The 24388-nt window shown below is 60.5% G+C and carries 22 protein-coding genes; 15 read left to right on the forward strand and 7 right to left on the reverse strand.

What is annotated here, in order from left to right; all coding sequences use genetic code 11:
* Positions 1-168 precede the first annotated feature (168 nt).
* The 3 genes from AC30D9_RS04665 (at position 169) to AC30D9_RS04675 (ending at position 2999) form a co-directional block, all read left to right on the forward strand.
* On the forward strand, positions 169-1191 hold the full coding sequence (locus AC30D9_RS04665; RefSeq protein WP_109753396.1) for a Gfo/Idh/MocA family oxidoreductase: 1023 nt from the start codon (positions 169-171) through the stop codon (positions 1189-1191).
* Entirely contained in the window at positions 1188-1979 is a 792-nt protein-coding gene (locus tag AC30D9_RS04670) for a TIM barrel protein (RefSeq protein WP_109753361.1), read from the forward strand. The genes AC30D9_RS04665 and AC30D9_RS04670 overlap by 4 nt, the downstream gene beginning before the upstream one ends.
* A gap of 93 nt (positions 1980-2072) precedes the next feature.
* Entirely contained in the window at positions 2073-2999 is a 927-nt protein-coding gene (locus AC30D9_RS04675; protein ID WP_109753362.1) for a sugar ABC transporter substrate-binding protein, read from the forward strand.
* 93 nt (positions 3000-3092) lie between these two features.
* Here AC30D9_RS04675 and AC30D9_RS04680 read toward each other — a convergent pair whose 3' ends face one another.
* Entirely contained in the window at positions 3093-3884 is a 792-nt protein-coding gene (locus AC30D9_RS04680; protein ID WP_109753363.1) for a GntR family transcriptional regulator, read from the reverse strand.
* A gap of 251 nt (positions 3885-4135) precedes the next feature.
* Between AC30D9_RS04680 and AC30D9_RS04685 the strand changes: the two genes are divergently transcribed.
* The 7 genes from AC30D9_RS04685 (at position 4136) to AC30D9_RS04715 (ending at position 11775) form a co-directional block, all read left to right on the forward strand.
* A complete protein-coding gene (locus AC30D9_RS04685; RefSeq protein ID WP_109753364.1) occupies positions 4136-5149 on the forward strand; it encodes an SIS domain-containing protein in 1014 nt (337 codons plus the stop codon).
* A 2-nt stretch (positions 5150-5151) separates the two neighbouring features.
* Positions 5152-6006, forward strand: a complete 855-nt coding sequence (locus AC30D9_RS04690) for a PfkB family carbohydrate kinase (RefSeq protein ID WP_490143548.1) — start codon at positions 5152-5154, stop codon at positions 6004-6006.
* A 63-nt stretch (positions 6007-6069) separates the two neighbouring features.
* Positions 6070-6840, forward strand: coding sequence for an ABC transporter substrate-binding protein (locus AC30D9_RS04695; RefSeq protein WP_307571828.1), 771 nt, complete (start codon positions 6070-6072; stop codon positions 6838-6840).
* A gap of 24 nt (positions 6841-6864) precedes the next feature.
* Positions 6865-7554: an ABC transporter permease gene (locus tag AC30D9_RS04700; protein WP_490143549.1), complete on the forward strand. Its 690-nt coding sequence runs from the start codon at positions 6865-6867 to the stop codon at positions 7552-7554.
* Positions 7551-8252 (forward strand): histidine ABC transporter permease HisM, encoded by a 702-nt coding sequence (gene hisM, locus AC30D9_RS04705; protein WP_307571826.1) that lies wholly within the window; start codon positions 7551-7553, stop codon positions 8250-8252. Before AC30D9_RS04700 ends, hisM begins: the two co-directional genes overlap by 4 nt.
* A gap of 438 nt (positions 8253-8690) precedes the next feature.
* On the forward strand, positions 8691-9347 hold the full coding sequence (locus AC30D9_RS04710) for an HAD hydrolase-like protein (protein WP_490143550.1): 657 nt from the start codon (positions 8691-8693) through the stop codon (positions 9345-9347).
* Positions 9348-9606: 259 nt separating this feature from the next.
* On the forward strand, positions 9607-11775 hold the full coding sequence (locus AC30D9_RS04715) for a TonB-dependent siderophore receptor (protein ID WP_490143551.1): 2169 nt from the start codon (positions 9607-9609) through the stop codon (positions 11773-11775).
* 94 nt (positions 11776-11869) lie between these two features.
* On the opposite strand, the gene AC30D9_RS04720 is transcribed toward AC30D9_RS04715, so the two are convergent.
* The gene (locus AC30D9_RS04720) at positions 11870-12619 is read right to left on the reverse strand and encodes a substrate-binding periplasmic protein (protein WP_134924904.1); all 750 of its coding nucleotides are present in this window, start codon (positions 12617-12619) and stop codon (positions 11870-11872) included.
* Between the two features lie 207 nt (positions 12620-12826).
* On the opposite strand from AC30D9_RS04720, the gene AC30D9_RS04725 reads away from it, so the two are divergent.
* Both AC30D9_RS04725 and AC30D9_RS04730 read left to right on the forward strand, forming a co-directional pair.
* A complete protein-coding gene (locus tag AC30D9_RS04725; RefSeq protein ID WP_490143552.1) occupies positions 12827-13627 on the forward strand; it encodes a DUF6630 family protein in 801 nt (266 codons plus the stop codon).
* 479 nt (positions 13628-14106) lie between these two features.
* Positions 14107-15060: an alpha/beta fold hydrolase gene (locus tag AC30D9_RS04730; protein WP_307571821.1), complete on the forward strand. Its 954-nt coding sequence runs from the start codon at positions 14107-14109 to the stop codon at positions 15058-15060.
* Between the two features lie 342 nt (positions 15061-15402).
* On the opposite strand, the gene AC30D9_RS04735 is transcribed toward AC30D9_RS04730, so the two are convergent.
* The 3 genes from AC30D9_RS04735 to gabT all read right to left on the reverse strand — a co-directional run bounded on the left by AC30D9_RS04735 (position 15403) and on the right by gabT (position 17971).
* Complete coding sequence (locus tag AC30D9_RS04735) at positions 15403-15891, reverse strand: Lrp/AsnC family transcriptional regulator (RefSeq protein ID WP_003203167.1); 489 nt, start codon at positions 15889-15891, stop codon at positions 15403-15405.
* A gap of 45 nt (positions 15892-15936) precedes the next feature.
* Positions 15937-16593: an HAD family hydrolase gene (locus tag AC30D9_RS04740; RefSeq protein ID WP_134924908.1), complete on the reverse strand. Its 657-nt coding sequence runs from the start codon at positions 16591-16593 to the stop codon at positions 15937-15939.
* Between the two features lie 85 nt (positions 16594-16678).
* Entirely contained in the window at positions 16679-17971 is a 1293-nt protein-coding gene (gene gabT / locus AC30D9_RS04745) for a 4-aminobutyrate--2-oxoglutarate transaminase (RefSeq protein ID WP_490143553.1), read from the reverse strand.
* 286 nt (positions 17972-18257) lie between these two features.
* Here gabT and AC30D9_RS04750 point away from each other — a divergent pair, with 286 nt between their 5' ends.
* The 3 genes from AC30D9_RS04750 to AC30D9_RS04760 all read left to right on the forward strand — a co-directional run bounded on the left by AC30D9_RS04750 (position 18258) and on the right by AC30D9_RS04760 (position 21017).
* Entirely contained in the window at positions 18258-19184 is a 927-nt protein-coding gene (locus AC30D9_RS04750) for a 2-hydroxyacid dehydrogenase (protein WP_490143554.1), read from the forward strand.
* Between the two features lie 223 nt (positions 19185-19407).
* On the forward strand, positions 19408-20265 hold the full coding sequence (locus AC30D9_RS04755) for a GNAT family N-acetyltransferase (protein ID WP_490143555.1): 858 nt from the start codon (positions 19408-19410) through the stop codon (positions 20263-20265).
* A gap of 44 nt (positions 20266-20309) precedes the next feature.
* Complete coding sequence (locus AC30D9_RS04760) at positions 20310-21017, forward strand: cupin domain-containing protein (protein WP_134924912.1); 708 nt, start codon at positions 20310-20312, stop codon at positions 21015-21017.
* 553 nt (positions 21018-21570) lie between these two features.
* Here AC30D9_RS04760 and AC30D9_RS04765 read toward each other — a convergent pair.
* Together AC30D9_RS04765 and AC30D9_RS04770 are read right to left on the reverse strand one after the other, a co-directional pair.
* Positions 21571-22650, reverse strand: coding sequence for a tartrate dehydrogenase (locus tag AC30D9_RS04765; RefSeq protein ID WP_134924913.1), 1080 nt, complete (start codon positions 22648-22650; stop codon positions 21571-21573).
* A gap of 40 nt (positions 22651-22690) precedes the next feature.
* Positions 22691-24148 (reverse strand): NAD-dependent succinate-semialdehyde dehydrogenase, encoded by a 1458-nt coding sequence (locus tag AC30D9_RS04770; RefSeq protein WP_490143556.1) that lies wholly within the window; start codon positions 24146-24148, stop codon positions 22691-22693.
* Positions 24149-24388: the final 240 nt, after the last annotated feature.

Genomic DNA, 24388 nt, shown 5'->3' on the forward strand with positions numbered 1-24388 from the left:
ACATGCCAGTATAGACATGTAATCAAAATGAACACACATTCGAACCATTCAGAATAAAACACTTTAAATATCAATAGGTTAATTTTTGGCACAGCGCTTGCTCCCCACCTATCCAGACGAGGACGTTCTTATCGCCGAGTCGTAAAAACAATAAAGGGAGTCATGTTCATGAGCACATCCAAGATCATCCGCCTTGGCCTCATCGGCGCCGGCCGCATGGGCAGTTTTCACGGCCTGAGCGCTGCCCGGCACATCCCTGGCGCATGCCTCGCCGCCATCGCCGACCCTACCCCCGGCCAAGCCGCGCGCCTCGCGGCAGAACTGGACGTGCAGAAGGTCTATACCGATCCACAGCAATTGCTCGATGATCCGGATATCGACGCTGTGCTGATTGCCGCCCCGGCACGCAGCCATGCCGAGCTGGTGATCAGTGCGGCCCGGGCCGGCAAAGGCGTGTTCTGTGAAAAACCGATGGCGATCACCCTGGACGAAGCTGACCGCGCCATCGCCGCGGCTGCCGATGCACGGGTGACCCTCCAGGTCGGCTTCAACCGCCGCTTTGCCAAAAGCTTCCGCACAGCTCATCTGGACGTGGTTGCCGGCCGGATCGGTACGCCACAACTGCTGCGCTCATTGACCCGCGACCCGGCGCTGAACAACCCGGCCGCCTCACCACAATGGGTGATCTTCCTGGAAACCCTGATCCATGACTTCGATACCCTGCGCTACCTGAACCCCGGCGCCGAGGCGATTGAAGTTTTTGTGATGGCCGATGCGCTGATCGCACCGGCCTACAAGGACAAAGGTTTTCTCGACACGGCGGTGGTCACGATCCGTTTCGACAATGGCGCCATCGCCACGGCCGAGGCCAATTTCCAGGCAGTCTATGGCTACGATGTCCGGGGCGAAGTGTTCGGCAGCGCGGGCATGCTGACCATGGGCAACGTCAACGACTCGGACCTGCTGCGCTACCTGGCCAATGGGGTCCAGGCCGACACCCAGCGCATGGACACCGACTTGCTGCGTGATGCTTATGTGGCCGAGCTCAACCATTTTGTCAGTTGCGTGCGCAGCGGCGAAAAACCCCTGGCCAGCGGCGAAGATGCCCGAGCGGCACTGGCCATCGCCCGCGCTTGCATCGAGTCCTTCCAACAGGGCACACCGGTGCGCGTGCAAGGAGCCCGTTCATGAGTTTCATACCGTTCAAACTGGCGGTCAGCGCCGAGATGGTCTTTCTCGACCTGCCCTTTGCCGAGCGGGTCAAACGCATCCACGCGCTGGGCTTCAGCGTCGAGATATGGAACTGGACGACCAAAGACATCCAGGCCCTCGTAGCGACTGGCGCGGATTTCACCTCCATGACCGGCTATATCTCGGGCAACCTGACCGATCCCGAGGGTATCCAGCAACTGCTCGGCAGCGCCCAGGAATCCTTGGCCGTCGCCGCTCGATTGGGTTGCCCAAGCTTGAACCTGCATGGCACAGGCCTGGGGGATCAGGGCTTGCCGGTCAAGCCCGTTGCCCAGACTACCGGCCGCATGTGGCTGAGTGCCTGCAAGACGCTGGAAAAAATCGCTCGCCTGGGCGAAGACGCGGGTCGGGTATTCCTGCTGGAAAACCTCAACACCGAAGTCGATCACCCCGGTACGCCGTTCGCCCGCGCTGAAGATACCCTGGCGCTGATCGAGGCCGTGGGCAGCCCGCACCTGAAGATGAACCTGGACCTCTATCACGCACAGATCGGCGAAGGAAACCTGATCGAACTGATCCAGCGCGCCGCCAGCGCCATCGGCGAAATCCAGGTCGCCGACGTGCCTGGCCGCATGGAACCTGGCACCGGTGAAATCCACTATCGCGCCATTGCCAGGGCTTTGTTCGGCATAGGATACAGCGGTGTCGTCGGCCTCGAAGGCTGGGCCAGCGGTGACGGCGAAGTCGCCCTCGAGCGTTTCAAGCAGGCCTTCACGCTTGATGGATGACGTCAGCGCGTTGCACGGATATCACTCGGAACGCGATGCACATTTTTACCCATTGATGACGTTTCAACTCATAACAACAAAAGGAAAACCATCATGCGTCGTTGCAAACTGCTTTTCGCCACCCTGCTGTTGCTCTTGAGCCAGTGGGCCGTCGCCGACTATCGCATCGGCGTCAGCATCGCCAGGGTCGACGACAACTTCATGACCTACGTGCGTAACGGCCTGGACGCGGCCGCGAAAAAGGAAAACGTGCAGATCCAGTTCGAGGACGCCCAGGGCGATGTGGTGCGCCAACTCAACCAGGTCCAGGGCTTTATCAACCAGAAAGTGGATGCGGTCATTGTCCTGCCGGTGGACACCTCCGCCACGGCCAACATCACCCGCGCGGCGGTCGAAGCGAAGACGCCGCTGGTCTACGTCAACCGTCACCCGGACGAGCGCACCCTGCCCAAAGGCGTCGTCACGGTGGCGTCCAATGACATTGAGGCCGGACAGCTGCAAATGCGCTACCTGGCCGAAAAACTCGGAGGCAAGGGCAACCTGGCGATCATCATGGGCGACCTGGCGCAAAACGCCACCCACGACCGCACCGAAGGCGTCAAACAGGTGCTCAAGGATTATCCCGGGATCAAGATTGTCGAGCAGCAGAGTGCCGAGTGGCAGCGCAACAAAGGGATGGACCTGACCAGTAACTGGCTATTGGCGGGCAGCCGTTTCGATGCCATCGTCGCCAACAACGACGAGATGGCCATCGGTGCGGCCATGGCCTTGCAGCAGGCCGGCAAAGCCAAGGGCGAGATTGCGATCGTCGGCATCGACGGCTTGCCTGACGGCCTGGCGGCAATCAAGCGCGGGATGCTGGTCGCCTCGGTATTCCAGGATCCCAAGGCCCAGGCGAACAGCGCGGTACAAGCAGCGCTCAAGATGATCAAGGGAGAACCGGTGGAAACGGACGTCTGGGTGCCCTTTCAGTTGATCAAGCCTGAGCAGTTGGCGGTGTTCGAACAACATTACAAGTAGCGCCAAGACTAAACATTTCGCCGCGAGCCTGATCAGGGGTCAGCGGCGATTCGCTACACAAATAAGCGAACAGATCGAGCATCCGGTCCTGGACTAAAGATCCGTATGGAAACTATTGACCCGACTGTCCGCCAGCTTGAATACCACACGTTGGGGGTGGTTGATCGAGACCAGGTATTCCACCGGCTGCCCTTGACGATCAAAGATCACACCCCGGTAGACCAGCGCCGCCGTCCCGGGCTCGACCTCGAGCAAGCGCGCCTCCTGGTCGTTCATCGTAGCGATGCTCAACGTGCCCTCGTCGCTCTCCATTTCTATCTGGTAGCGCGATAACAACAACGCATACAACGAGGCCCCCTCGACCAGGTCTCCCGCCACCAGTTCCGGTGCACGGGCGGCCGGGATGTAGCTGGTCTCGATGCAGAATGGCTTTTGATCCACAGTGCGCAGGCGCCTGATGGTCAGCAACGTGTCGCCTTCCTGGATCTTCAGCAGTTTCGCCACGCGGGCACTGGCCTGGGTTTGTTCGAAGTAGAGCAATTTACTGCCAGGCCTGGCCCCAGCTTGCTCCACCACTTCGGCGATACCTTTGCGGGCCACGGTATTGAGGGGCCGCTCGACGCCTGGCGCGGTCACAAAGGTGCCGCGATTGCCCCGGCGCTCCAGGACTCCACGGTCGATCAACGTTTGCAGAGCCTTTCGCAGTGTCATCCGGCTGATGCCCAAGTGCTCGGCCAGGTCCCGTTCCGCCGGAATTCGCTCAGTCGGTCCGAACTCCGGACGCTCCAGCATTTCCAGCAGCGCCTGGACGGCCTGCCAGGCGACCTGCTTGCGTTCAGGCGCCAGGAGGGCCACATCGGAGGACTTGGAAGGAAGAACTTTCATGGTCTACATCCTGGATTATTTTTTCTGCCGCGGCATTGCAACAATGACCACCGGAAAACCGTCGCAAACCCGCCAGCTTGATCATGAGAACAAAAAAACGGCCCGGTGCATACCTTGAAAACCGCTCAGGCAGCCCATTAGACCATGGAGAAAAAGCCTTGTATTGGTATTTTTCATGGTATAGCTTTTGGTCTAAACGGTGATCATGAACAGTCACATGAGCCACCGCAACAAAGCCCCCAGGAGCTCACATGGCGATCCAGTTCAATCGGGAAGGATTCATCACTTCCTTGCAGCAATCCGTGCAAATCGTCGACGACGCCCAGCAGTTTGGCCAAGAACTGGCCACGCGGATCGACCGCATCTACTTCGTCAGCTGCGGTGCTCCCAACCGCATCATGCTCGGCTTGCAATACTGGCTTGAGCGCTACAGCCATACACTGGAAGTGCGCCGTTACTTCCCGGCCGAGTTCATGGATATCGACCCGCCGCGCCTGGATGAACGCACCTTGGTGGTCCTCGCCTCCAAGTCCGGGACCACCCAGGAGACCATCGCCGCCGCCCATTTCCTGCGAGACAAACCCTGCCTCACCGTAGGCGTGACACAAACCGCCGAGCTGCCGCTGGCCCAGGCTGTTCAACATTGCTTCCTGCTGGGACGTACCGATGAGGCGTACTTCGGCTGCTTCATGATCCTCCAGGCATTGGTCGGCGGGATCCTGGCCAAGCGCGAAGGCTGGCCGTTGCTGGACAAGCTCACTCGCTCGCTCAAGGCACTGCCACAGGCACTCGCCGATGCGGCGATCAATAACGACCGGCGCGCCATCGAAGAGGCAAGCTTGTATAAAGATGATCGCGTGATGTACTTCCTCGCCTCGGGTCCGATGTTCACCACCGCCTACGTATTCGGCGTCTGCGTGGTGATGGAAAGCCAGTGGCTGCATTGCCTGCCAGTGGAGGCGGCTGAGTTTTTCCATGGCCCGTTCGAAGCCATCGACGCGACCACTCCCCTGCTCCTGCTGTTAGGCGAAGACCCCAGTCGCGCCCAAATGGAGCGCGTCGTGCGCTTCTGCCAGCGGTACACCGGACGGGTCATGGTCTATGACGCCAAGGACTTCCCGATGGAAGGCATCGATCCAGAGATCCGCGCCATTGTCGCGCCCTATATCGTCGGCATCGCCGTGGAGCGCATTGCCGCGCATCTCGCCGTCTGGCACCAGCAGCCGCTGACTACGCGCCGCTACATGTGGAAAACGGAGTACTGAGCATGGCCAGCCTGATCGCGGTCGGCGACAACACCCTGGATGTGTACCTGGACCGGAACATCGAATACCCCGGTGGCAACGCACTCAACGTCTCGGTATTTGCCGCCCGGCTGGGTGCTCGCAGTGCCTACCTGGGCTGCGTAGGTGATGACCGGCACGGCCAGTACCTGCTCGATTGCCTGCAACAGGAAGGCGTCGATGCATCGCGCTGCAGAACGCTGATGGGGGCCAATGGCTGGGCGTGTGTCGACAGTATCGCGGGCGAACGGGTGTTTCTTGGCAGCGATCCGGGCGTATGCCGACAACTGCGACTCGATGCTGACGACCTGGCCTATCTCGCGCAATTCCCGCTGGCACACAGCAGCCTCTACAGCGGTCTTGAAAGCCAACTGGCGCAGATTCGCCAGGCCAGTGGCTGCCTGTCATTCGACTTCTCGGACAACTGGGTCGAGTTCGATTGGCAGGCGCTGATTCAACAAGTCGACATCGCTTTTTTTTCGGCCGCCGACCTGTCGTCAAGCGAAGCGCGTGACCTGGCGGATTCGATGCGGATGATGGGCCCGGCAACGGTGGTCATCACCCGTGGCGCCCAAGGCGCCCTCGCAGTCGATGCACAGGGTGTGTATGAGCAGGCTGCGCGGCCCTGTGCGTTCGTCGACAGCATGGGCGCCGGCGACGGCTTTATCGCCGCGTTCCTGCTGGCATGGCAAGCCCGGCACAGCCTCGCCGAGTGCCTTGCACGAGGCGTCGATCATGCCGGCCAGGTGTGCGGCTGGGACGGTGGCTTTGGCCATGGACGAACCATAGACATCCAACGCGTCGAACACCTGAAACACGCCTTGAACAATCAAGGCTGATGCGTGCTACCCCGGGCCCCTTTTCCGGGACGGTTCTACCAACCTATCGTGGATACCCTGTCGATGAAAAAATGTCTGATCGGTTTGATGCTTGTGGCCAGCCCGCTGATGACCTGGGGCGCCAGCGAAGAGCTGCGTTTCGGGGTCGACCCCACCTATCCGCCATTTGAGTCCAAGCGACCGGACGGCTCGCTGACAGGTTTCGATATCGAGTTGGGCGAAAGCCTGTGCAGCGAGTTGCAACGCCGTTGCGTCTGGGTCGAAAACGCCTTCGATGGCATGATCTCGGCCCTCAAGGGCAGGAAATTCGACGGGATACTCTCCGCCCTCTCGATCACTGAAGCCCGCAAAGCCGAAATCGCCTTCTCCAACACCCTGTACGACACCCCGGCACGCCTGGTGGCCCCGCAAGGCAGCCCGTTGCAACCCACGGCCGAATCCTTGCGCGGCAAGCGCATCGGCGTACAACAAGGCAGTGTGTTCGAAGCCTATGCCAAGCGGATGTGGGGCCTTAAGGGCGTGGAAGTGGTGCCTTATCAAAGCAGTGACCTGACCTATTCGGATTTGATCAATGGTCGGCTGGACGCGGCGTTCGACGACGCCATCGCTGTCTCCGAAGGCCTACTGAAAAAGCCGATGGGCAAGGGCTTCGGCTATGCCGGCGAGGTGGTCAAGTCACCGGAGATCTTCGGTCCGGGCACCGGCATCGGATTGCGTAAAAGCGATACCGTGCTGGCCGGAGAAATCAATCAGGCGCTCGAACGGCTGCACCGCAACGGCACCTATGAGCGCATCGCCAGAAAGTACTTCGACTTCGACATTTCGCCGAAATAAACCACCCGCGCGGAGCCCGAAAGCATGTTTCTCGAAGGGTACGGCTATCTCATTTTCCAGGGGGCGTGGCTGACCGTCCAGGTGGCCACGTGGGCCGCCTGCGTCGCCATCGTGCTGGGCCTGCTCGGGGCCTTGGCGAAACTCTCGCCAGTGGCGCCGCTACGGCTGGTCGCGATGGTCTACACCACGCTGGTGCGTAGCGTGCCGGACCTGGTCCTGATGCTGCTGATCTATTACAGCGTGCAGATCGGACTCAACGAGGTGGCAGACGCGCTCGGCCGCGAATCGTGGCAGTTGAACCCTTACGGTACTGCGATCGGCACCTTAGGCTTCATTTACGGTGCCTATTGCGCCGAAACCTTTCGTGGCGCCTTCCAGGCGATTCCGTTCGGCCAACTGGAAGCGGCCCGGGCTTATGGCATGAGCCATTGGCAGGTACTGCGACGTATCCGCCTGCCACAGATGATGCGGTTCGCATTGCCTGGCATCGGCAACATCTGGCAAGTGCTCTTGAAAAGTGCCGGACTGATATCGCTGCTGGGTCTCAATGACATGGTTCAGGTCGCCAAACAAGCGGGCAACGCGACCTCAAGGCAGATGTTCTTCTATCTGGTGATTGCGACGATCTTCCTGGCCTTTGCGATCCTCTCCAACCTGGCCCTCAAGCACCTTGAACGGCGCTACAGCATCGAACCGCGGCGGAGCGTGTCATGATCGAGATACTCAAAGAGTTCGGGCCGAACTTCCTCTGGTCCGACGGTTACCGCTGGAGTGGTTTGTCCGTCACTTTGTGGCTGTTAGTGACGTCCGCCGTTATCGGTCTGGCCGCGGCGATACCCCTGGCGCTGGTTCGCACCTACGGCAATCGTTGGCTGGCGCTGCCTGTACAGCTTTACACCCTGGTGTTTCGCGGCACGCCGCTGTTCGTGCAACTGCTGATCATCTACAGCGGCCTGGCAAGCCTGAGCCTGATCAGGGAGTCGCCAAGCTTGTGGTGGTTCTTTCGTGATGGCATGCATTGCGTGATCCTGGCGCTGGCCTTGAACACCTGCGCCTACACCATCGAGATTCTCGCCGGCGTACTGCGCACCACCCCACGCGGTGAGATCGAGGCGGCGCTGGCCCTGGGCATGACCCGCAGCCAATTGTTCGTTCTGGTGTTGATACCGAGCATGCTGCGCCGGGCACTTCCGGCCTACAGCAACGAAGTGATCTTCGTCCTGCACGCCACGGCCATCGCCTTTACCGCGACCGTTCCTGACATCCTTAAAATCGCGGCAGATGTTAACGCTGCCACCTTCAAGACCCTCCAGGCCTATGGCATCGCCGCCCTGCTCTACATGCTGCTGGCGTGCGCGTTGGTGGGTGTATTCCGATTGGCTGAGCGCCGGCTTTTGGCTTATCAGCGTTAAGCTGGTTGCTACATGGAGGGGGCTCGCCGCAGCCCCAAAAGAATTATCCGCCGGAGACCTCAATGGTTTGGGCCTGATCCAGCTACCTTCTTTCAGGGCAGCCGGTAATAACGACAATGCTCATTCCTACTCCAATCATGCGGCGCTCGGGGTCGGTTATGAAAGCGCTATGCAATTCAGTCGTGATTACCCGCGAGTGTTTGGCTTACCTCCAGCATGAGATGCGACCAGAATTCTTGGAAAAACCAGAGGCGAGAGAATGTAGGCGCGTTAACTTTTTAGCATCAAGCTCCGCGCATGCTCAGCAGTCACCCTTGGATGTGCCTGATCAAATCACCTAAGATTGACGGCCGATTTGAGTCCGATCGGGTGGATTGTTCGCCCAGCACAAGTAGCCGCCTGGACTCGGCTGCCATCACTACAGCAAGGAGCCTTCGCATGTCATACCGGCTTGCCATTTTCGACTTTGACGGCACGCTCGCTGACTCCTTTCCGTTCTTTGTTTCAGTGTTCAACCAGGTCGCTGACCGACACGCATTCAGTCGAATTCACTCGCACGAATTGGACTGTCTGCGCAAGCAAGGGGCTCGGGAGATCATGGCTCATATCGGCATGCCCCGCTGGAAACTGCCTCTGGTGGCGCGGACCTTCATGAGCTTGATGAAGAAACATAGAAGCTCGATCCCACTGTTTGAAAACATTGCCAATACCCTCGCCCATCTTGACGAGAGAGGGCTGATTCTGGCGGTGGTATCTTCTAATTCCAAAGAAAACATCACGCAAATCCTGGGCTCCAGCTGTCGACATATCCAGGCCTTCGAGTGCGGAGTATCTATTTTCGGCAAGGCGTCTCGCCTGCGCCGTGTCATGCGCAAGTTCGGCGTGGCGCCAGAAGAAGTTATCTACATCGGCGACCAACCTACGGATGGTGAAGCAGCGGCGACCGCCGGTATCGCCTTTGGTGCGGTCGCCTGGGGATACGGGACATATGATGCATTCCATCGCCTTCAATCCCACGAATGGTTCGCCGATGTGAGCGAACTGCGGCGACTGGCAGGACATGATGCGCACCTCAAGTCATGCGCGAATCTGTAGGCTTGACAACTATGGGGCAATTTCAGCCGATTCCAGCAATCCGCCTTTGCTCGATTCCAGGTTTGTGCAGAGCGTGAAAAGCTACCCCGTCGGCTTTCGCAATTCTGTGACTTCACTGCCCAGACGACCCGCTCATACCGTCACGCAATCCTCCTCCCCCAAAACGTAGTCCAGCCGCAACATGCTTTATTGCCCAGACAAATCCTGTGATACTTAATGCTAATCATTCTCACAATCATTAGCATATCAGGATCGGTTCATGTCGATTTGTGCCACCCCACCGCGTCACTTCAACCCTGCCCGCGATCTTTTGGCCATGGCTATTTGCATGGCCAGCCTGGCTCCAGCCTTTGCCGATGACAGCAGCGGCGCCCCGCCCCCCGTCCTGGAGCTAGGCGCGACCGAGGTCACCGGTAGTGGCCAACTGGGAAGTACCACGGAAGGCACCGAGTCCTACACCACCGGCGCGATGTCGACCGCGACCAAACTCCCGCTGACGATGCGTGAAACTCCGCAGGCCGTCACCGTGATTACGCGTCAGCGCATGGACGACCAGACGATGACCAGCATCAACGACGTGGTCAAGGCGACGCCCGGCTTGTTCCTGGACTTTTCCAGCGGTCCTGGCCGGCAGACTTACAAGGCGCGCGGTTTTGAAATCGACAACTTGATGTATGACGGCATCCCGAGCGGCTACGACGGCGTTAACGTCGGTTCCCAGCCTAACTTGGCGATGTTTGATCGAGTCGAGGTGGTGCGCGGTGCCACCGGCCTGGTGACGGGGGCAGGCAACCCATCGGCTGCCATCAACCTGATACGCAAGCGGCCATTGGCCGAGCAGAAAGTCACCCTGACCGGTGCCGCCGGCAGTTGGGACGATTATCGCGGTGAGGTCGATGCCTCCAGCCCACTCAACGACAGCGACACGCTGCGCGGCCGGGTCGTGACTTCTTATCGCGATGCCAACAGCTTCATCGACAACGTCGAGGAGGATCACGGGCTGTTCTATGCGGTCACCGAAGCGGATCTGAGCGAAGACACCACCCTGACCCTGGGTTTTTCTCATCAGAAGGACAAGACCAATTACTTCTGGGGCTCTTCGATGATCGGTCAGGACGGCCATCATCTTGACTTGCCGCGCTCCTACAACCCGGGTACGGATTGGGAGAACAAGGATCAGGAGATCAACACGCTGTTCGCCGAAGTCCGTCATCGCCTGGCCAACGACTGGAACCTTCAGGTCAACGCCAACTACTCCGAACAGAACGCGTTGTTCTCCGGTTCCTATCAATCGCGCTGGGTCAACAACACACTGGCCCGCACGGTTTACCAGGCCGACTTCGATGAAAACCAGGCCGGCGTAGACGCCTTTGCCAGTGGGCCCTTCGAGGCGTTCGGGCGTACCCATGAACTGGTGGTGGGCGCCAGCAAGCGCATCTACGACATGACCACCCACAACTACAGCCCGTACGACACCAATTGGCCGATCAATGCGGGTAAACCGGACTTCGTTCACACAGATAACCAGCGTGAGGTGACCACTCAGGACGGCGTCTATGTCACCACACGCCTGAGCCTGGCCGACCCATTGAAATTGATCCTCGGCGGACGCCTGGACTGGTACGACTACGATAACCGCGATGGCGAAGGCGACTACAAGGTCACCCGTAACGTCACCCGTTACGCCGGCTTGATCTATGACCTGGACGACCATCACTCGGTCTACGTCAGCTACAGCGACATCTTCACGCCACAGCGGGAAAAGAATACCTCCGGCAACCCGGTCACGCCGATCATTGGCAAGAACTACGAGATCGGCATCAAGGGCGAATATTTCGACGGCGCGCTGAATGCGAGCCTGGCGCTGTTTCGCGTCGACCAGGAAAACCGCGCCGTGCAACTGTTTACGGCAAACTGCCCACAGGCAACCTGTTATGAAGCCTCCGGCGAGATTCGCAGCCAGGGTATCGACTTCGAACTGCAAGGCGCGTTGACCGAAAACTGGCAAGTCGGCGGTGGCTATACCTACGCGCGCACACACACCATCAAGGATGCCGCCAACCCTCAGAACGTGAACAAGCAGTTCGACACCGACACGCCTGAGCATCTGTTCAAGTTGACCACCAGTTACCACTTTCAGGGCCCGCTGGAAAAACTGCGCGTGGGCGGCAACGTCTCCTGGCAGAGCCGCATGTACAACGACATCTCGTTGGCTGATGGCGGTAAATACCGTCTCGAACAGGGCAGCTACGCCATCACGGACCTGATGGCCGGCTACCGGGTCAACGAGAACCTGGACTTGCAGGTCAATGCCAACAACATCTTCGACCGCCGTTACTACTCGACCATCGCCAACTCCGTGAGCTATGGCGGTGACTCCTACGGCAACCCACGCAATATGATGCTGACCGCCAAGTACAGCTTCTAGAAAAAAACAGACAAAAGGGGGCGTAACTGCGGAGTACTATCAAGAGCGGTAAAAAGCCCGGTACGACTTACGGGAGCAAGCCTCCTGTCTCTCCTCACCGCCCAGCCGCCTCCTCATACCGCCGCTGAATCCGCTCCAGTTCCCCGGAACGGCGCAACTGCTCCAACGCACGGGACCATGCCGCCACCACTTCATCTTCACTGTCAGGACTGAAGGCGATGTACAGCGATGAGCGGTACAACTCGATGGGGATCCGCCGCAAGGTGCCCGGCGCGATGTTCAATTGACGGCTGTAGTAGGCCACCCCCGCATCGGTGTCGCCGACGATGATGTCGGTGCGTCCGGCAAGCAGCATGCGGTAGAGCAGCTTGCTCTCGGTTGCGCTTTTGTCCAGGTTGTTGAAGCCCAGCGACTGCAGCATCTGCGGCACCAGGCCGGCATGGCGGGTGGTGATCTGCGGGGCGTGCAGCAGTTGTTCCAGGGAGTTCACCGGGGGCGTATTGGCCAGTTGATAAGGGTGGATGGACTCTTCCACGATCGGTCCGACCCATTTGTACAGCGGCTCGCGCTCCGGCGTTCGGAACAGGGAGTACATAATGGTCTTGGGCCGATTCTTCAGTATCTGGGTGGCCCGCATGCTGGGCTGCAGCAGCACCTCGTAATCACTTCCGGTCAACGTCATGATGGCCCGGACGATCTCGGTGGTCATGCCGGTGAGCCGATTATTTTCCTGGTAGTTGTAAGGTGCCCACTCTTCGGTGACGACCTGATACTCCTCGGCCCTGGCATCAACCGTGCCGAGCAATAGACAGAGCAACGCTGCAGCCGGTATCGAATGTCTCACTTGTGCTCCCTGCGGATTGTTCGGTATTCGTACATAGGTAGGCCTGATTCAAAGGACAAGGTAAGCATAGACCCAAACACACACCCGACAGTTGACGCAGTCCACATTCCGCCCCTTAGCGGCCTCCAAGCGTTGGTGTACGATCTGCGCGAACCGGTTATCGGCCAGCGTGCGCGGTGCTTTCCTTCCTCCCTGTGACCAGCCCCTATGAATCCAATCGACCCACTGTCGCTTCAACGCATCATCACCGCCCATGGCGACTTCGAAGGCGCATCCTATTTTGATGCAGAGGAAAGCCTTGCCCATGAGGTGTTTGCTGACCGCATCGTTTTCCAGACCAACTATCTGGATTACCGCAGCTATGACGTCGACCTCGTCGAGGGCAGCGTACGTGTGCGCAAGACGCGGCTGGATGACTACCTGCGCGGCCATAAGGCACAGGTGATCGATGACGACATGGACGACGAAGACTGGGACGAGCTGGGCAATCTGTGGCAGCGCTTGAGCCGCGACCTCGACACCCAGGGACAAGGGCCGCAGCCCGATTTGGCCGACACCTTGGCCGATCTGTTCGATTGCCTGTTCGACGAGGACCGCGCGCAGGCACTCATTGAGGCCATTCCGGCCTCTACAGGGCAGTGGGATTGGGCTTGGACGCAAGTCGCGGCAGCGCTCGCCGAGGCCAATCAATTGGCTGAGTTCGAATGGAAGGAGTGGTCGTCCTGCGGGGTCGATGCGGTCAATGCCCTCGCCCCGTTGCGGCAACTGGCCATTGAAATCCCTGCGCCTGAGCGTAAAACCATCGACGCCATCAATCGCGCCAACGATTGGGAGCGCGCGCTGCTGCAGTATTTCAATGCCCAACTGCAAGCCCATGACTTGAAGTTGTTGGCCATTGGCACGCACTTCGACGAATACCAGGCCTTCGCCTGCCTGCCCATGAACGGTCTGGGCCTGGTCAACGCCCTCGAGATCATGGGCAGGCTGGGCATTGTCTACAAATATTAAGCGACCGACACCACACACTTTCGGTCCGCTTTTACAAGCCCATGAAGGGCCACCCCTCCTTTGAGCCTCGAAGTGACGACATGACCAACTGTGAACAATGCGGGTCCCTCCTCCCTTATGACACCGCTGCCTGCCCGCGATGCGCCGGGGAAATTCACTACACGGTAGAGGCACACACGCCAAGGTCCCAGCCGTCGAAAGGGCGGAAAATCCTGAAATGGGTGCTAATCAGTGTGGTGGTCGCCGTGCTGGCAGCGGTGGCGGCGGTCATGTGGATCTTGCACTCGCTGGGGCCGATGCCTTCTTTTGGTTGATGGCTGGTTCACCGCAACCGAAGCGAAACGCAGCTATTCGAATTTTCCAATAGTTGCTATCGATACCCGCGCCGTTCTCGTCATCGGCCGCTCTCTCTAATCTGCCCACCAACGCGATCGACGACGATCGCCGCAGATCAAACCGACCTTATGGAGAGAGAAACGATGAACACATTCAACCGCACCCTCGCTGTCGCGTCCCTGGCATTGGCCACCCTCAGCGCCGAGGCCGCGTCGCCTGTCCAGGCCCCTGCCAGCGCATCTGCTGTCGGCAGCGTGGTCCAGTCCGCCAGCTATATCACCACCAAGGATGGCGTCCAGCTGTACTACAAGGACTGGGGCCCGCGCGATGGTCAGGTCGTGACTTTCAGCCACGGCTGGCCGCTGGACTCCGATAGCTGGGAAGGCCAGATGATGTTCCTCGCCTCGAAGGGTTATCGCGTGGTGGCCCATGACCGTCGCGGTCACGGGCGCTCCAGCCAGCCTTGGGAAGGCAACGACATGGACCACTACGCCGACGACCTGGCAGCGGTGATTGAAGCCCTGGACCTGAAGGATGTCACGCTGGTGGGCTTCTCCACGGGAGGCGGTGAAGTGGCGCGTTACATCGGCCGGCACGGTACCGCCCGAGTGAAGAAAGCCGTCCTGGTCTCCTCTGTCCCGCCGTTGATGCTCAAGACGCAAAGCAACCCCGGTGGCTTGCCTATCGAGGTGTTCGATGGCCTGCGCAAGGCGTCCCTGGAGAACCGTTCGCAGTTGTACCTGGACATCGCCTCGGGCCCGTTCTACGGCTACAACCGCAAGGGTGCCAAGCCATCCCAAGGGCTGATCCAGTCGTTCTGGGTGCAGGGCATGCAAGGTGGCAGCAAGAATACCTACGACTCGATCGCAGCGTTCTCGGCTACCGACTTTCGCGGTGATTTGAAGAAGTTCGACGTGCCGACGCTGGTGATCCATGGCGATGACGACCAGATCGTGCCCATCGATGCTTCGGGTCGGGCCTCGGCGGCGCTGATCAAGGGCGCTCGACTGATCGTCTACCCTGGCGCACCGCATGGCTTGACCGAGACGCACAAGGACCGTCTCAACCAGGATCTGTTGAAGTTCCTCCAGGAATAAAGCACGCCCCCGCCACCAGGTATCCCCTGTGGGAGCGAGCCTGCTCGCGATGGCGGAGTGTCAGCCTGCATCCATGTTTCTGATCCACCGCCATCGCGAGCAAGCCCGCTCCCACAAGGGTTGGCGGTGGACACAGGGGTTGCGTACACCAGAGATCAAGTGTGGGAGCGAGCCTGCTCGCGATAGCGGAGTGTCAGCCAGCATTTATGGCTCTGATGCACCGCCATCGCGAGCAGGCTCGCTCCCACAGAGGGTTGGCGGTGGACACAGGGGTTGCGTACACCAGAGATCAAGTGTGGGAGCGAACTTGCTCCCACAGTTGTTCCTGGACAGGTCTCGGCTTCAATGCCGCAACAACTTGCGCAACGGAATCTCGTCCTTGCGCACCGGTGACTTGATGACGATGTAGCTGAAATACTTGGAGATGCCGATGTTCTTGTCCAGCAAACTTTCCATCACGTCCTGATAATCCTGGATGCTGCGGGTCATGAAGCGCACCAGGTAGTCGTAGCCGCCGCTGATCAGGTGGCACTCGAGTACTTCATCCACCAGGCGGATGTTGGATTCGAACTTGGCGAAGTCCTCGCGCTTGTGGTCGCTCAGGGTGACTTCGGTGAAGACCGTCACCGAATCGGTAATCTTGGCCAGGTTCAGATGGGCCTTGTAGCTGGAGATGTACCCCAACGACTCCAACCGTTTGACCCGTTGCAAGCATGGGCTGGCGGACAAACCCACGGCATCGGCCAGGCTGACATTGGTCATGCGACCGTCTTTTTGAAGCTCTACCAAAATGCTGATGTCGATCCGGTCCAGTTTCGCTAAACCTTCCATCGCATACCTCTTGCCTGCCATTTGTAAGACAATCTTCTAACAAAATCAGCGTCGTAAGGACAGCTGATGCTGAGCCACCAGATCAGCCATGCTGTTGATGCAATAGTCCGCAGCACAGGACGTGGACGGGCTTTCGCTGCTGCGGCAGATCAGGCAAACCGCCCCGACCTCCCGTGGACGGGCGCCAGGACGGGTTATCTGTAGGATAGCCTCGGCATCCAGATCGTTGCTCAGCAACCAATCGTGATCCTGCAACGGGTCGCTCGCCAGGGAAATGAAATCATCCGGCTCGATGCCCAGGCGCTCGCACAGGGCACCCCGGTCCTCGGCATCACGATCGCCCAGCACCAGCAGGCGATAGAATTTGCGCAGATAGAGCATCGCCCCTGGCGCATCCTCGAACAGCGTCCAGCCGGCGGCCGAGCGGGCAAAGCTCATGCCCTCCTCCCAACTGACCTTGAGCTTCCAGCGTTCAGCCAACTGGCGGTGAGCGAAACACAGCAACCCACTGAAGCCCAGCTCGCCGAAGCGCGGATACAGGGCCTGCAGCACCTCGTCGAACTCGGCCAGAACCTGGGTCTTGTCCGGTGAATCGGCATGGTTTTCCAAAAGCGGCTGCAAGGCCGTCCAGACGCCAGCGTCGCGGTCCACCAGAACCTCATCGCAGTCAATCAACAACGCTCGATATTCAGTCAGCCTCATGGGTAAAGCCTCCGATGATGTCCATCAGTTCACGCTCCATTGGTGGCGTGGGCGCTTGCCTTGGCAAACGCCCACGCCAGGCGTTTCAGCCCACGACCCGGACCAGTGCGGCGTCAAGAATCTGCAACGCCTCATCGATCTGCGCCTCGCTGGTCACCAGCGGCGCCAGGAAGCGCAAGACGTTGCGGTACACCCCACACTTGATGACCAGCAAGCCACCGGCCCGGGCTTCGTCGATCAAGCGTTGGTTCAGATCGGCATCCGGCGTACGCGCGTCATCATGCTTGATCAGCTCAATCGCGAGCATGAAACCACTGCCCCGCACGTCGCCAATCTGCGGGTAGCGCGCTTGCAGGCGCAACAGGCCCTGGCGCAGACGCTCACCCAGAACTTCGCCACGAGCCAGCAGTTGCTCTTGCTCGTATGCCTCGATCACCGCCAGCGCCGCCGCGCACGACAGCGCGTTACCACCGTAGGTGCCACCCAGGCCACCGGGCAGCGGTGCGTCCATGATCTCGGCCTTGCCGACCACACCCGACAGCGGCAAGCCACCGGCCAGGCTTTTGGCGACCGTGACCAGGTCCGGCTGGATGCCCGCGTGCTGGAAACCGAACCATTTGCCGGTGCGGCCGAAACCGGTCTGGATTTCATCGAGAATCAACACAATGCCATGCTTTTGCGTCAATGCGCGCAGGCCCTGCAAAAACTCGGCGGGTGCCGCCAGGAAACCGCCATCGCCCTGCACCGGCTCGATGATGATCGCCGCGACCCGCTCAGGTGCCACTTGGGTGGCCAACAGCTCGTCCAGCGCCTGGAGCGCCATCGCGCTGGTGACGCCGCGATAGGCATTCGGGTACGGGGTGTGGAAGACCTCCGGTGCGAACGGACCGAAGTTCTGTTTATACGGTTGGCTCATGCCAGTCAGCGTGGTGCCGAGCAAAGTCCGACCATGGAAGCCGCCGCGAAAGGCGATCACCGCCGAGCGGTTGGTGTGGGCACGGGCGATCTTCACGGCATTTTCCACCGCCTCGGCGCCGGAGGTGAAAAAGGCTGCTTTGTAGTGCTCCTGGCCGCCGATCATTTCGCACAGGCGCTGTGCCAAGTCCAGGTAAGGCTTGTAGGCCACGACCTGGAAGCAGGCATGGGAGACTTTCTGCAACTGGGCCTGCACCGCCGCGACCACCTTGGGATGATTGTGGCCGATGTTCAGCACACCGATGCCGCCGACGAAGTCCAGGTAGCGCTTGCCGTCCACGTCCCACAACTCCGAGCCTTGGGCCCTGTCGATGACCAACGGGTGTGCGGTGACCAGGCCACGTGGCACGAATCGATCACGCTGACGGAGCAGACTTGGAGTTTCTTCGACTTTACTGTTCATGGCTTTTCCCATCGTGAGCCTCGCCCCCAGGAAGCGGTTGCGGTGTGTTCACAGGTTAAGGGTTCGACGCGATTGTCTAAGCCGAACTTGGCCGCTGAGAAATCCGGATCGACTGTTTACACCCCGGCAAACAGCAGAATCCTCCAGAGGCATTCCACTCCCATGGAATCTGCCGCAGGAGGCGCGTTGCAACGCAGCCTGATGCTGCTACGCAAGCCCTTTCGACAGATCCTGCTCTGGCGTTGAGGCATCCTAGGTATTCCTCAATTCAGGCGAGAAGTGCTCCATGGCCCTGCTTTATAAAGCTGACCCGGTACGCGGCGAACACTGGCGGCGCCTGTTCGCCGAACACGCGCCGGATATCCAATGGCGTGCCTGGCCGGACATCGGCGACCCGCGGGATATTCGTTACCTGGCGGCCTGGCAGGCACCGGACGACATCGAAACGTTATTACCCAACCTGGAGGTGCTGTTCGCCCTGTCAGCCGGTGTCGATCAGCTCGACCTCGGTCGCTTGCCAACAACGCTGCCGGTGGTGCGCTTGCTCGACCCGGGCATCAGCCAGGGCATGTGCGAGTACGCCAGTTTCGCCGTGCTCAGCCTGCACCGGGACATGTTGCGCTATCGCCAGCAACAGGCCGAACGCTGCTGGCAGGCACATCGCCTGGTACCCGCGCAGCAACGCCGGGTGGGCGTCATGGGCCTGGGTTTGCAGGCACGGCAGATACTCGCCACCTTGAAAACCTTTGGCTTTGCCTTGTCGGGTTGGGCCCGCAGCGAGCATCACATCGATGGGGTGGCATGCTTTGCCGGCGACGAGCAATTGCCGGCCTTTCTCGGCCAGTGCGACATTGTGCTGTGTGTCCTGCCGTTGACCGAACAGACCCGGGGGATTCTCAATCGGCAACTGTTCCAGCACCTGCCCACGGGCGCGGCGTTGGTCAACATGGGTCGCGGCGGGCATCTGGTGGAGGCGGATCTGCTTGAAGCACTCGCCGACGGCCAACTCAGCGCCGCGGTGCTCGACGTGCTGGAACAGGAACCGGCAGCGCCGGAGCATCCTTTCTGGCATCACCCGCAGATCCTGCTGACCCCACATATCGCAGCGATGACCCAGCCCGAAAGCGCGTTTGGCGTGTTGCTGGAGAATATCCGCCGGCATCAGCGGGGTGAGGCGATGCTGGGTCTGGTTGATCGTGAGCGTAACTATTGATCCGTCAACTGCCCTTCGCTAGTCCCGGACGCCAGGAAAACACTCCAGTATTTACTGCTGGCCTGGCGTCTGATTTGAGCAAGAAATGTGGTCGGCAAAGTCGTTGCTGACGGAACCTGCCGAATCAATTCGGGGCCCTTGTCAGGCCTCGTCGCAGGTGAGATACACACGCTCAGCGGATAAAAAACCGTCCAATTACAGGCCCTCTCAATGGTGATCTGCCATGTCTATTTCACAACGCCCCACCTACTTCTATCGTTCCATGACCGCCGCTGATGTGCCTGCGGCGCACGCCTTGTCCGTACAGTTGAAATGGCCCCATCGCCTGGAGGACTGGGCGATGTTGCAGCGCGTCGCCCAAGGGTTTGTCGTGGAAGACCAGGGCCGTTTGATCGGAACGGCGTTCACCTGTGCCCAGGGGAATTACGCCACCATTGGCCTGGTGATTGTCGACAATGAGTATCAGGGCCAGGGCATCGGTCGCAAACTGATGGAACTGGCCATCGAGGCCTGCGGATCGCGCACCGCCATTCTCAACGCGACGCTGGCCGGTGCACCGCTGTATGCCAGCCAGGGATTCGTCGATTTTGGGCATATCCAGCAGCATCAAGGGCACGCGCAAGTGCCGGCCCCGCAGGAACTGGCCGCCGGCGAACGCTGCCGCGTGCTGGGCGAAGCCGACCGCGCCGAGTTGATCGAACTGGCCAATGCCGGGAGCGGACTGGAGCGCACTGCCGTACTCAATGACCTGTTCGACGTCGTTGAACATTCAGTGGGAATCGAACGCGACGGTCACCTGTGCGCCTTCGCCCTGCTGCGCCCCTTCGGCCGTGGCCGCTGCATCGGCCCGGTCATCGCCCAGAACCTGGAACAGGCCCAGCACTTGATCGCCGTGCTGCTGGCCGAAGTGCCGGACGCATTCGTGCGCATCGACATTCCCTCAAACAGTGGCCTGGCCCCTTGGCTGGAAGAGGTCGGGCTCAAGCAGGTCGACACCGTCGCCCAAATGGCACGGGGCACGCCCCCGCAGGCTACCGGTGCGGTTCGACAATTTGCGCCGGTGACCCAGGCCATTGGCTGAAACGAACCACATTCTTTTCAACGCTTCCCCGGAGAATCATGTTCATGCTCGAACCCACCCCAGTGCTGTTGGCACACGCCGACGGCAGCCTAGCTTCAACCCCATTCACGCCGGGCTCACTGGCAGCCAAGGATCCATTCGACCGACTCATTGCCTATGCCGGGGCGGATGGCATGGCAGCCGGCGTGGTCCGCGCGAGTGGACGGTTCAGCGTCGATGAATATCCCTTCAGTGAGACGATCGTGGTGCATGCCGGCGCGGTAACCCTGCGCAGTCAGGGGCAGACGCTGCAGCTCACGCCGGGTGAAAGCGCGGTGATCGGTCGAGGGACGGCGCTTAAGGTCGAAGCGCAGCCCGGGTCGCTCTGGGCCTTCTGCGCCGACACCCAACTGGTCGAAGAACCTCATCCAGGGCTCACGGCGCTCCCCGCCCACACCCTGCTCTCACCCTCTGCGCCACCCGACGACGAGATCCTGCTGAGCCCGCCGCCGCAATGCCGCTCGCACAATCTGTTTGTCGAAGATGCGAGCAACCTGCGCATCGGCATCTGGGACTCGACGCCCTACACCCGCCGGTCACGACCGCACAAACTGCATGAACTGATGCACCTGCTCGAAGGCAGTGTCACCCTGCAGGCCGCCGGTGGCAGCAACCTGACGGTCAACACTGGCGATACGGTGTTCGTGCCCCTGAATGCGCCGTGTGCCTGGAAGAGCAGCGTTTATGTGCGCAAGGTCTACGTCGTCAAATAATCCGACGTACGACAGTCACACCACTATCGCGAGCAGGCTCGCTCCCACAGTGGACCTGCGCCAGCCGCAAAACCGAAGGGTGCCCCAGATCAAATGTGGGAGCGAGCCTGCTCGCGAAGACGGCGGCACATCCAACATCATCGCAAGCAGACCCAACGCTATCGCGAGCAAGCTCGCTCCCACAGTGGACCTGCGCCAGCCGCAAAACCGAAGGGCGCCCCAGATCAAATGTGTGCGAGCCTGCTCGCGAAGACGGCGGCACATCCAGCACCATCGCAAGCAGACCCAACGCTATCGCGAGCAAGCTCACTCCCACAGGGGGCCTGCGCCAGCCGCAAAACCGAAGGGCGTCCCAGATCAAATGTGGGAGCGAGCCTGCTCGCGAAGACGGCGGCACATCCAACATCATCGCAAGCTGATCCACCGCTATCGCGAGCAAGCTCGCTCCCACAGGGAAACCATGGTGGACATGATCTGGCGGCAAAAAAAAGCCCGCAGTGTGAGCGGGCAAAGGGGGTCACAGGTGAGGCAGGCGTTCGTGCCTGGCTAAATCTCAGAGCGCGTCGGCGATGGCCTGGCCAACATCCTGGGTCGAGCCCTGCCCACCCAGGTCAGGGGTGATAGGCCCTTGGGCGATCACCCGCTCGATGGCCTTGAGAATCCCGTCATGGGCCGCGCGATAACGCTCATCGCCGTTACCCAGGAAATCCAGCATCAACGCACCGGACCAGATCATCGCGATCGGGTTGGCGATGTTCTGCCCATAGATATCCGGTGCCGAGCCATGCACCGGCTCGAACAACGACGGGAAGCGTCGTTGCGGATCGAGGTTGGCCGACGGGGCGATGCCGATGGTGCCGGCGCAGGCCGGGCCCAGGTCGGAGAGGATGTCGCCGAACAGGTTCGACGCCACCACCACATCGAAACGATCCGGCTGCAACACGAAACGCGCGCAGAGGATGTCGATGTGCTGCTTGTCCCACTGCACATCCGGGTAGTGCTCGGCCATCAACGCCGTGCGCTCATCCCAGTACGGCATGCTGATGGAGATGCCGTTGGACTTGGTCGCCGCCGTCAGGCGTTTGCGCGGTCGAGTCTGGGCCAGGTCGAAGGCGAACTTGAGGATCCGGTCGACGCCTCGGCGGGTGAACACCGACTCCTGCAGCACGAACTCATGCTCGGTACCTTCGAACATCTTGCCGCCAACCGACGAATATTCGCCCTCGGTGTTCTCACGGATCACCACGAAGTCGATGTCCCCCGCTTCGCGCCCGGCCAACGGACACGGCACGCCCGGGAACAGGCGCACCGGACGAATGTTCACGTATTGGTCGAAGTCACGACGGAACTTGAGCAACGAGCCCCACAGGGAGATGTGATCCGGCACCTTGTCCGGCCAGCCCACGGCACCGAAGTAGATCGCGTCGAAGCCCTTGAGCTGTTCGAACCAGTCGGCGGGCATCATTTGCCCGTGCTCCAGGTAGTAATCGCAGTGGGCCCAATCGAGCACTTCGATGTCCAGCGACAACTGCCACTTTTTCGCAGCCTGCTCCAGGACTCGCAGCCCTTCAGGCAGGACTTCCTTGCCGATGCCGTCGCCGGCAATGGCGGCGATGCGAAATGGTTTGCTCATCAATCATGGCTCCCTAATGTCTGTTTCAACGCTGGCCGCATCACAGCCCACCGATGTGGAAGGCTTTGACCTCAAGGTACTCATCCAAACCGTATTTGCTGCCCTCGCGTCCCAGGCCCGACTGTTTGATGCCGCCGAACGGTGCGACTTCCATGGAGATCAGCCCGGTGTTGAGGCCGACCATACCGAATTCCAGCGCCTCGCCGAAACGCCATGAACGACGCAGGTCCTGGGTGAAGTAGTAAGCGCCCAGGCCATACGGCGTGGCATTGGCCAGGGCCAGGGCCTGCTCCTCGGTAGTAAAGCGCATCAGCGGCGCGACCGGGCCGAAGGTTTCTTCGTTGGCCAGCAACATCCCGGCGTTGGCCTCACCCAGCACCGTGGGCTGGACGAACTGGCTGTCGCCCTCGGGGACACCGCCACAGAGCAGGCGCGCGCCCTGGCTCAACGCATCGTCGATGTGCCGGGCGACTTTGCTCACGGCGGCCGGGTTGATCAGCGGGCCGATCGTCACGTCAGCCTCCAGACCATTGCCGACCTTGAGCTTGCCCACCTCTTCCACCAGGCGCGCGGCGAAGCGCTCGTAGATGCCATCCTGCACCAGGATGCGGTTGGCGCAGACGCAGGTCTGGCCGGCGTTGCGGAACTTGCTGAGCATGATTCCGGCCACCGCCTGCTCCAGGTCAGCGTCGTCGAACACGATGAACGGCGCGTTGCCGCCCAGTTCCAGGCTCAGGCGCTTGATGTGTTCGGCGCTCTGGCGCATCAGCAGCCGTCCGACTGCGGTGGAACCGGTAAAGGAAATCTTGCGCACCGTCGGGTTGCCGGTCAGTTCTTCGCCGATGCCGGCCGGCAGGCCGGTGACGACGTTGAACACCCCGGCCGGAATCCCCACCCGCTCAGCCAGAACGGCCAAGGCCAAGGCCGACAAAGGCGTCAGGTCGGAGGGTTTGACAATGACCGGGCAACCCGCCGCCAGGGCGGGTGCGCATTTGCGAGTGATCATCGCATTGGGAAAATTCCACGGGGTGATCGCGGCGCAGACGCCCACCGGTTGCTTGAGCGTGAGCAAGCGACGGTCACCACTGGGCGCCGGAATGGTTTCGCCATAAACCCGACGAGCTTCTTCGGCAAACCATTTGACGAAGCCGGCCCCATAGCGGATCTCACCTTTGGCTTCGTTCAGCGGCTTGCCCTGCTCCCGGGTCATGATCAGCGCCAGGTCGTCGAGGTTGTCGATCATGGCCTGGTACCAACGCTCCAGCAGCGCCGCACGCTCAGCCGCCGGACGCGCGCGCCAGGCCGCCCAGGCACGCTCGGCGGCCTCGATGGCGCGGCGGGTTTCCACGCCCTGCATGGCCGGTACCCGGGCCAGTACTTCACCGGTCGCCGGGTCGATGACATCCAGGGTGGCCGCATTGTCGGCACCGATCCACTGACCGTCGACGTAAGCGAGTTCTGCCAACAGGCTGGGGTCTTTCAATTGATTCTTGAGCATGGTCGCGTCCTGTTCCGAGGTGACTCCAGTCTAAGGAGATGCCACGGGGCAGGATGCTGAAAGCGGGGTTTGGGCAGTGTTGGATGCTGAATTTTGCGGGGAAGCAGCAGGCTCTACCGAAGAGTCAGGGACAATGCAAATCCCCCTGTGGGAGCGAGCCTGCTCGCGATGGCGGAGGGTCAGGCAACATCGACGTTGAATGATGAATTGCAATCGCGAGCAGGCTCGCTCCCACACCGG

The organism is Pseudomonas sp. DF11 (assembly GCF_058148565.1).

Coding starts and splice junctions, on each gene's coding strand:
- AC30D9_RS04665 (WP_109753396.1), top strand. CDS start 169: ATGAGCACATCCAAGATCATCCGCCTTGGCCTCATCGGCGCCGGCCGC.
- AC30D9_RS04670 (WP_109753361.1), top strand. CDS start 1,188: ATGAGTTTCATACCGTTCAAACTGGCGGTCAGCGCCGAGATGGTCTTT.
- AC30D9_RS04675 (WP_109753362.1), top strand. CDS start 2,073: ATGCGTCGTTGCAAACTGCTTTTCGCCACCCTGCTGTTGCTCTTGAGC.
- AC30D9_RS04680 (WP_109753363.1), bottom strand. CDS start 3,884: ATGAAAGTTCTTCCTTCCAAGTCCTCCGATGTGGCCCTCCTGGCGCCT.
- AC30D9_RS04685 (WP_109753364.1), top strand. CDS start 4,136: ATGGCGATCCAGTTCAATCGGGAAGGATTCATCACTTCCTTGCAGCAA.
- AC30D9_RS04690 (WP_490143548.1), top strand. CDS start 5,152: ATGGCCAGCCTGATCGCGGTCGGCGACAACACCCTGGATGTGTACCTG.
- AC30D9_RS04695 (WP_307571828.1), top strand. CDS start 6,070: ATGAAAAAATGTCTGATCGGTTTGATGCTTGTGGCCAGCCCGCTGATG.
- AC30D9_RS04700 (WP_490143549.1), top strand. CDS start 6,865: ATGTTTCTCGAAGGGTACGGCTATCTCATTTTCCAGGGGGCGTGGCTG.
- hisM (WP_307571826.1), top strand. CDS start 7,551: ATGATCGAGATACTCAAAGAGTTCGGGCCGAACTTCCTCTGGTCCGAC.
- AC30D9_RS04710 (WP_490143550.1), top strand. CDS start 8,691: ATGTCATACCGGCTTGCCATTTTCGACTTTGACGGCACGCTCGCTGAC.
- AC30D9_RS04715 (WP_490143551.1), top strand. CDS start 9,607: ATGTCGATTTGTGCCACCCCACCGCGTCACTTCAACCCTGCCCGCGAT.
- AC30D9_RS04725 (WP_490143552.1), top strand. CDS start 12,827: ATGAATCCAATCGACCCACTGTCGCTTCAACGCATCATCACCGCCCAT.
- AC30D9_RS04730 (WP_307571821.1), top strand. CDS start 14,107: ATGAACACATTCAACCGCACCCTCGCTGTCGCGTCCCTGGCATTGGCC.
- AC30D9_RS04735 (WP_003203167.1), bottom strand. CDS start 15,891: ATGGAAGGTTTAGCGAAACTGGACCGGATCGACATCAGCATTTTGGTA.
- AC30D9_RS04740 (WP_134924908.1), bottom strand. CDS start 16,593: ATGAGGCTGACTGAATATCGAGCGTTGTTGATTGACTGCGATGAGGTT.
- gabT (WP_490143553.1), bottom strand. CDS start 17,971: ATGAACAGTAAAGTCGAAGAAACTCCAAGTCTGCTCCGTCAGCGTGAT.
- AC30D9_RS04750 (WP_490143554.1), top strand. CDS start 18,258: ATGGCCCTGCTTTATAAAGCTGACCCGGTACGCGGCGAACACTGGCGG.
- AC30D9_RS04755 (WP_490143555.1), top strand. CDS start 19,408: ATGTCTATTTCACAACGCCCCACCTACTTCTATCGTTCCATGACCGCC.
- AC30D9_RS04760 (WP_134924912.1), top strand. CDS start 20,310: ATGCTCGAACCCACCCCAGTGCTGTTGGCACACGCCGACGGCAGCCTA.
- AC30D9_RS04765 (WP_134924913.1), bottom strand. CDS start 22,650: ATGAGCAAACCATTTCGCATCGCCGCCATTGCCGGCGACGGCATCGGC.
- AC30D9_RS04770 (WP_490143556.1), bottom strand. CDS start 24,148: ATGCTCAAGAATCAATTGAAAGACCCCAGCCTGTTGGCAGAACTCGCT.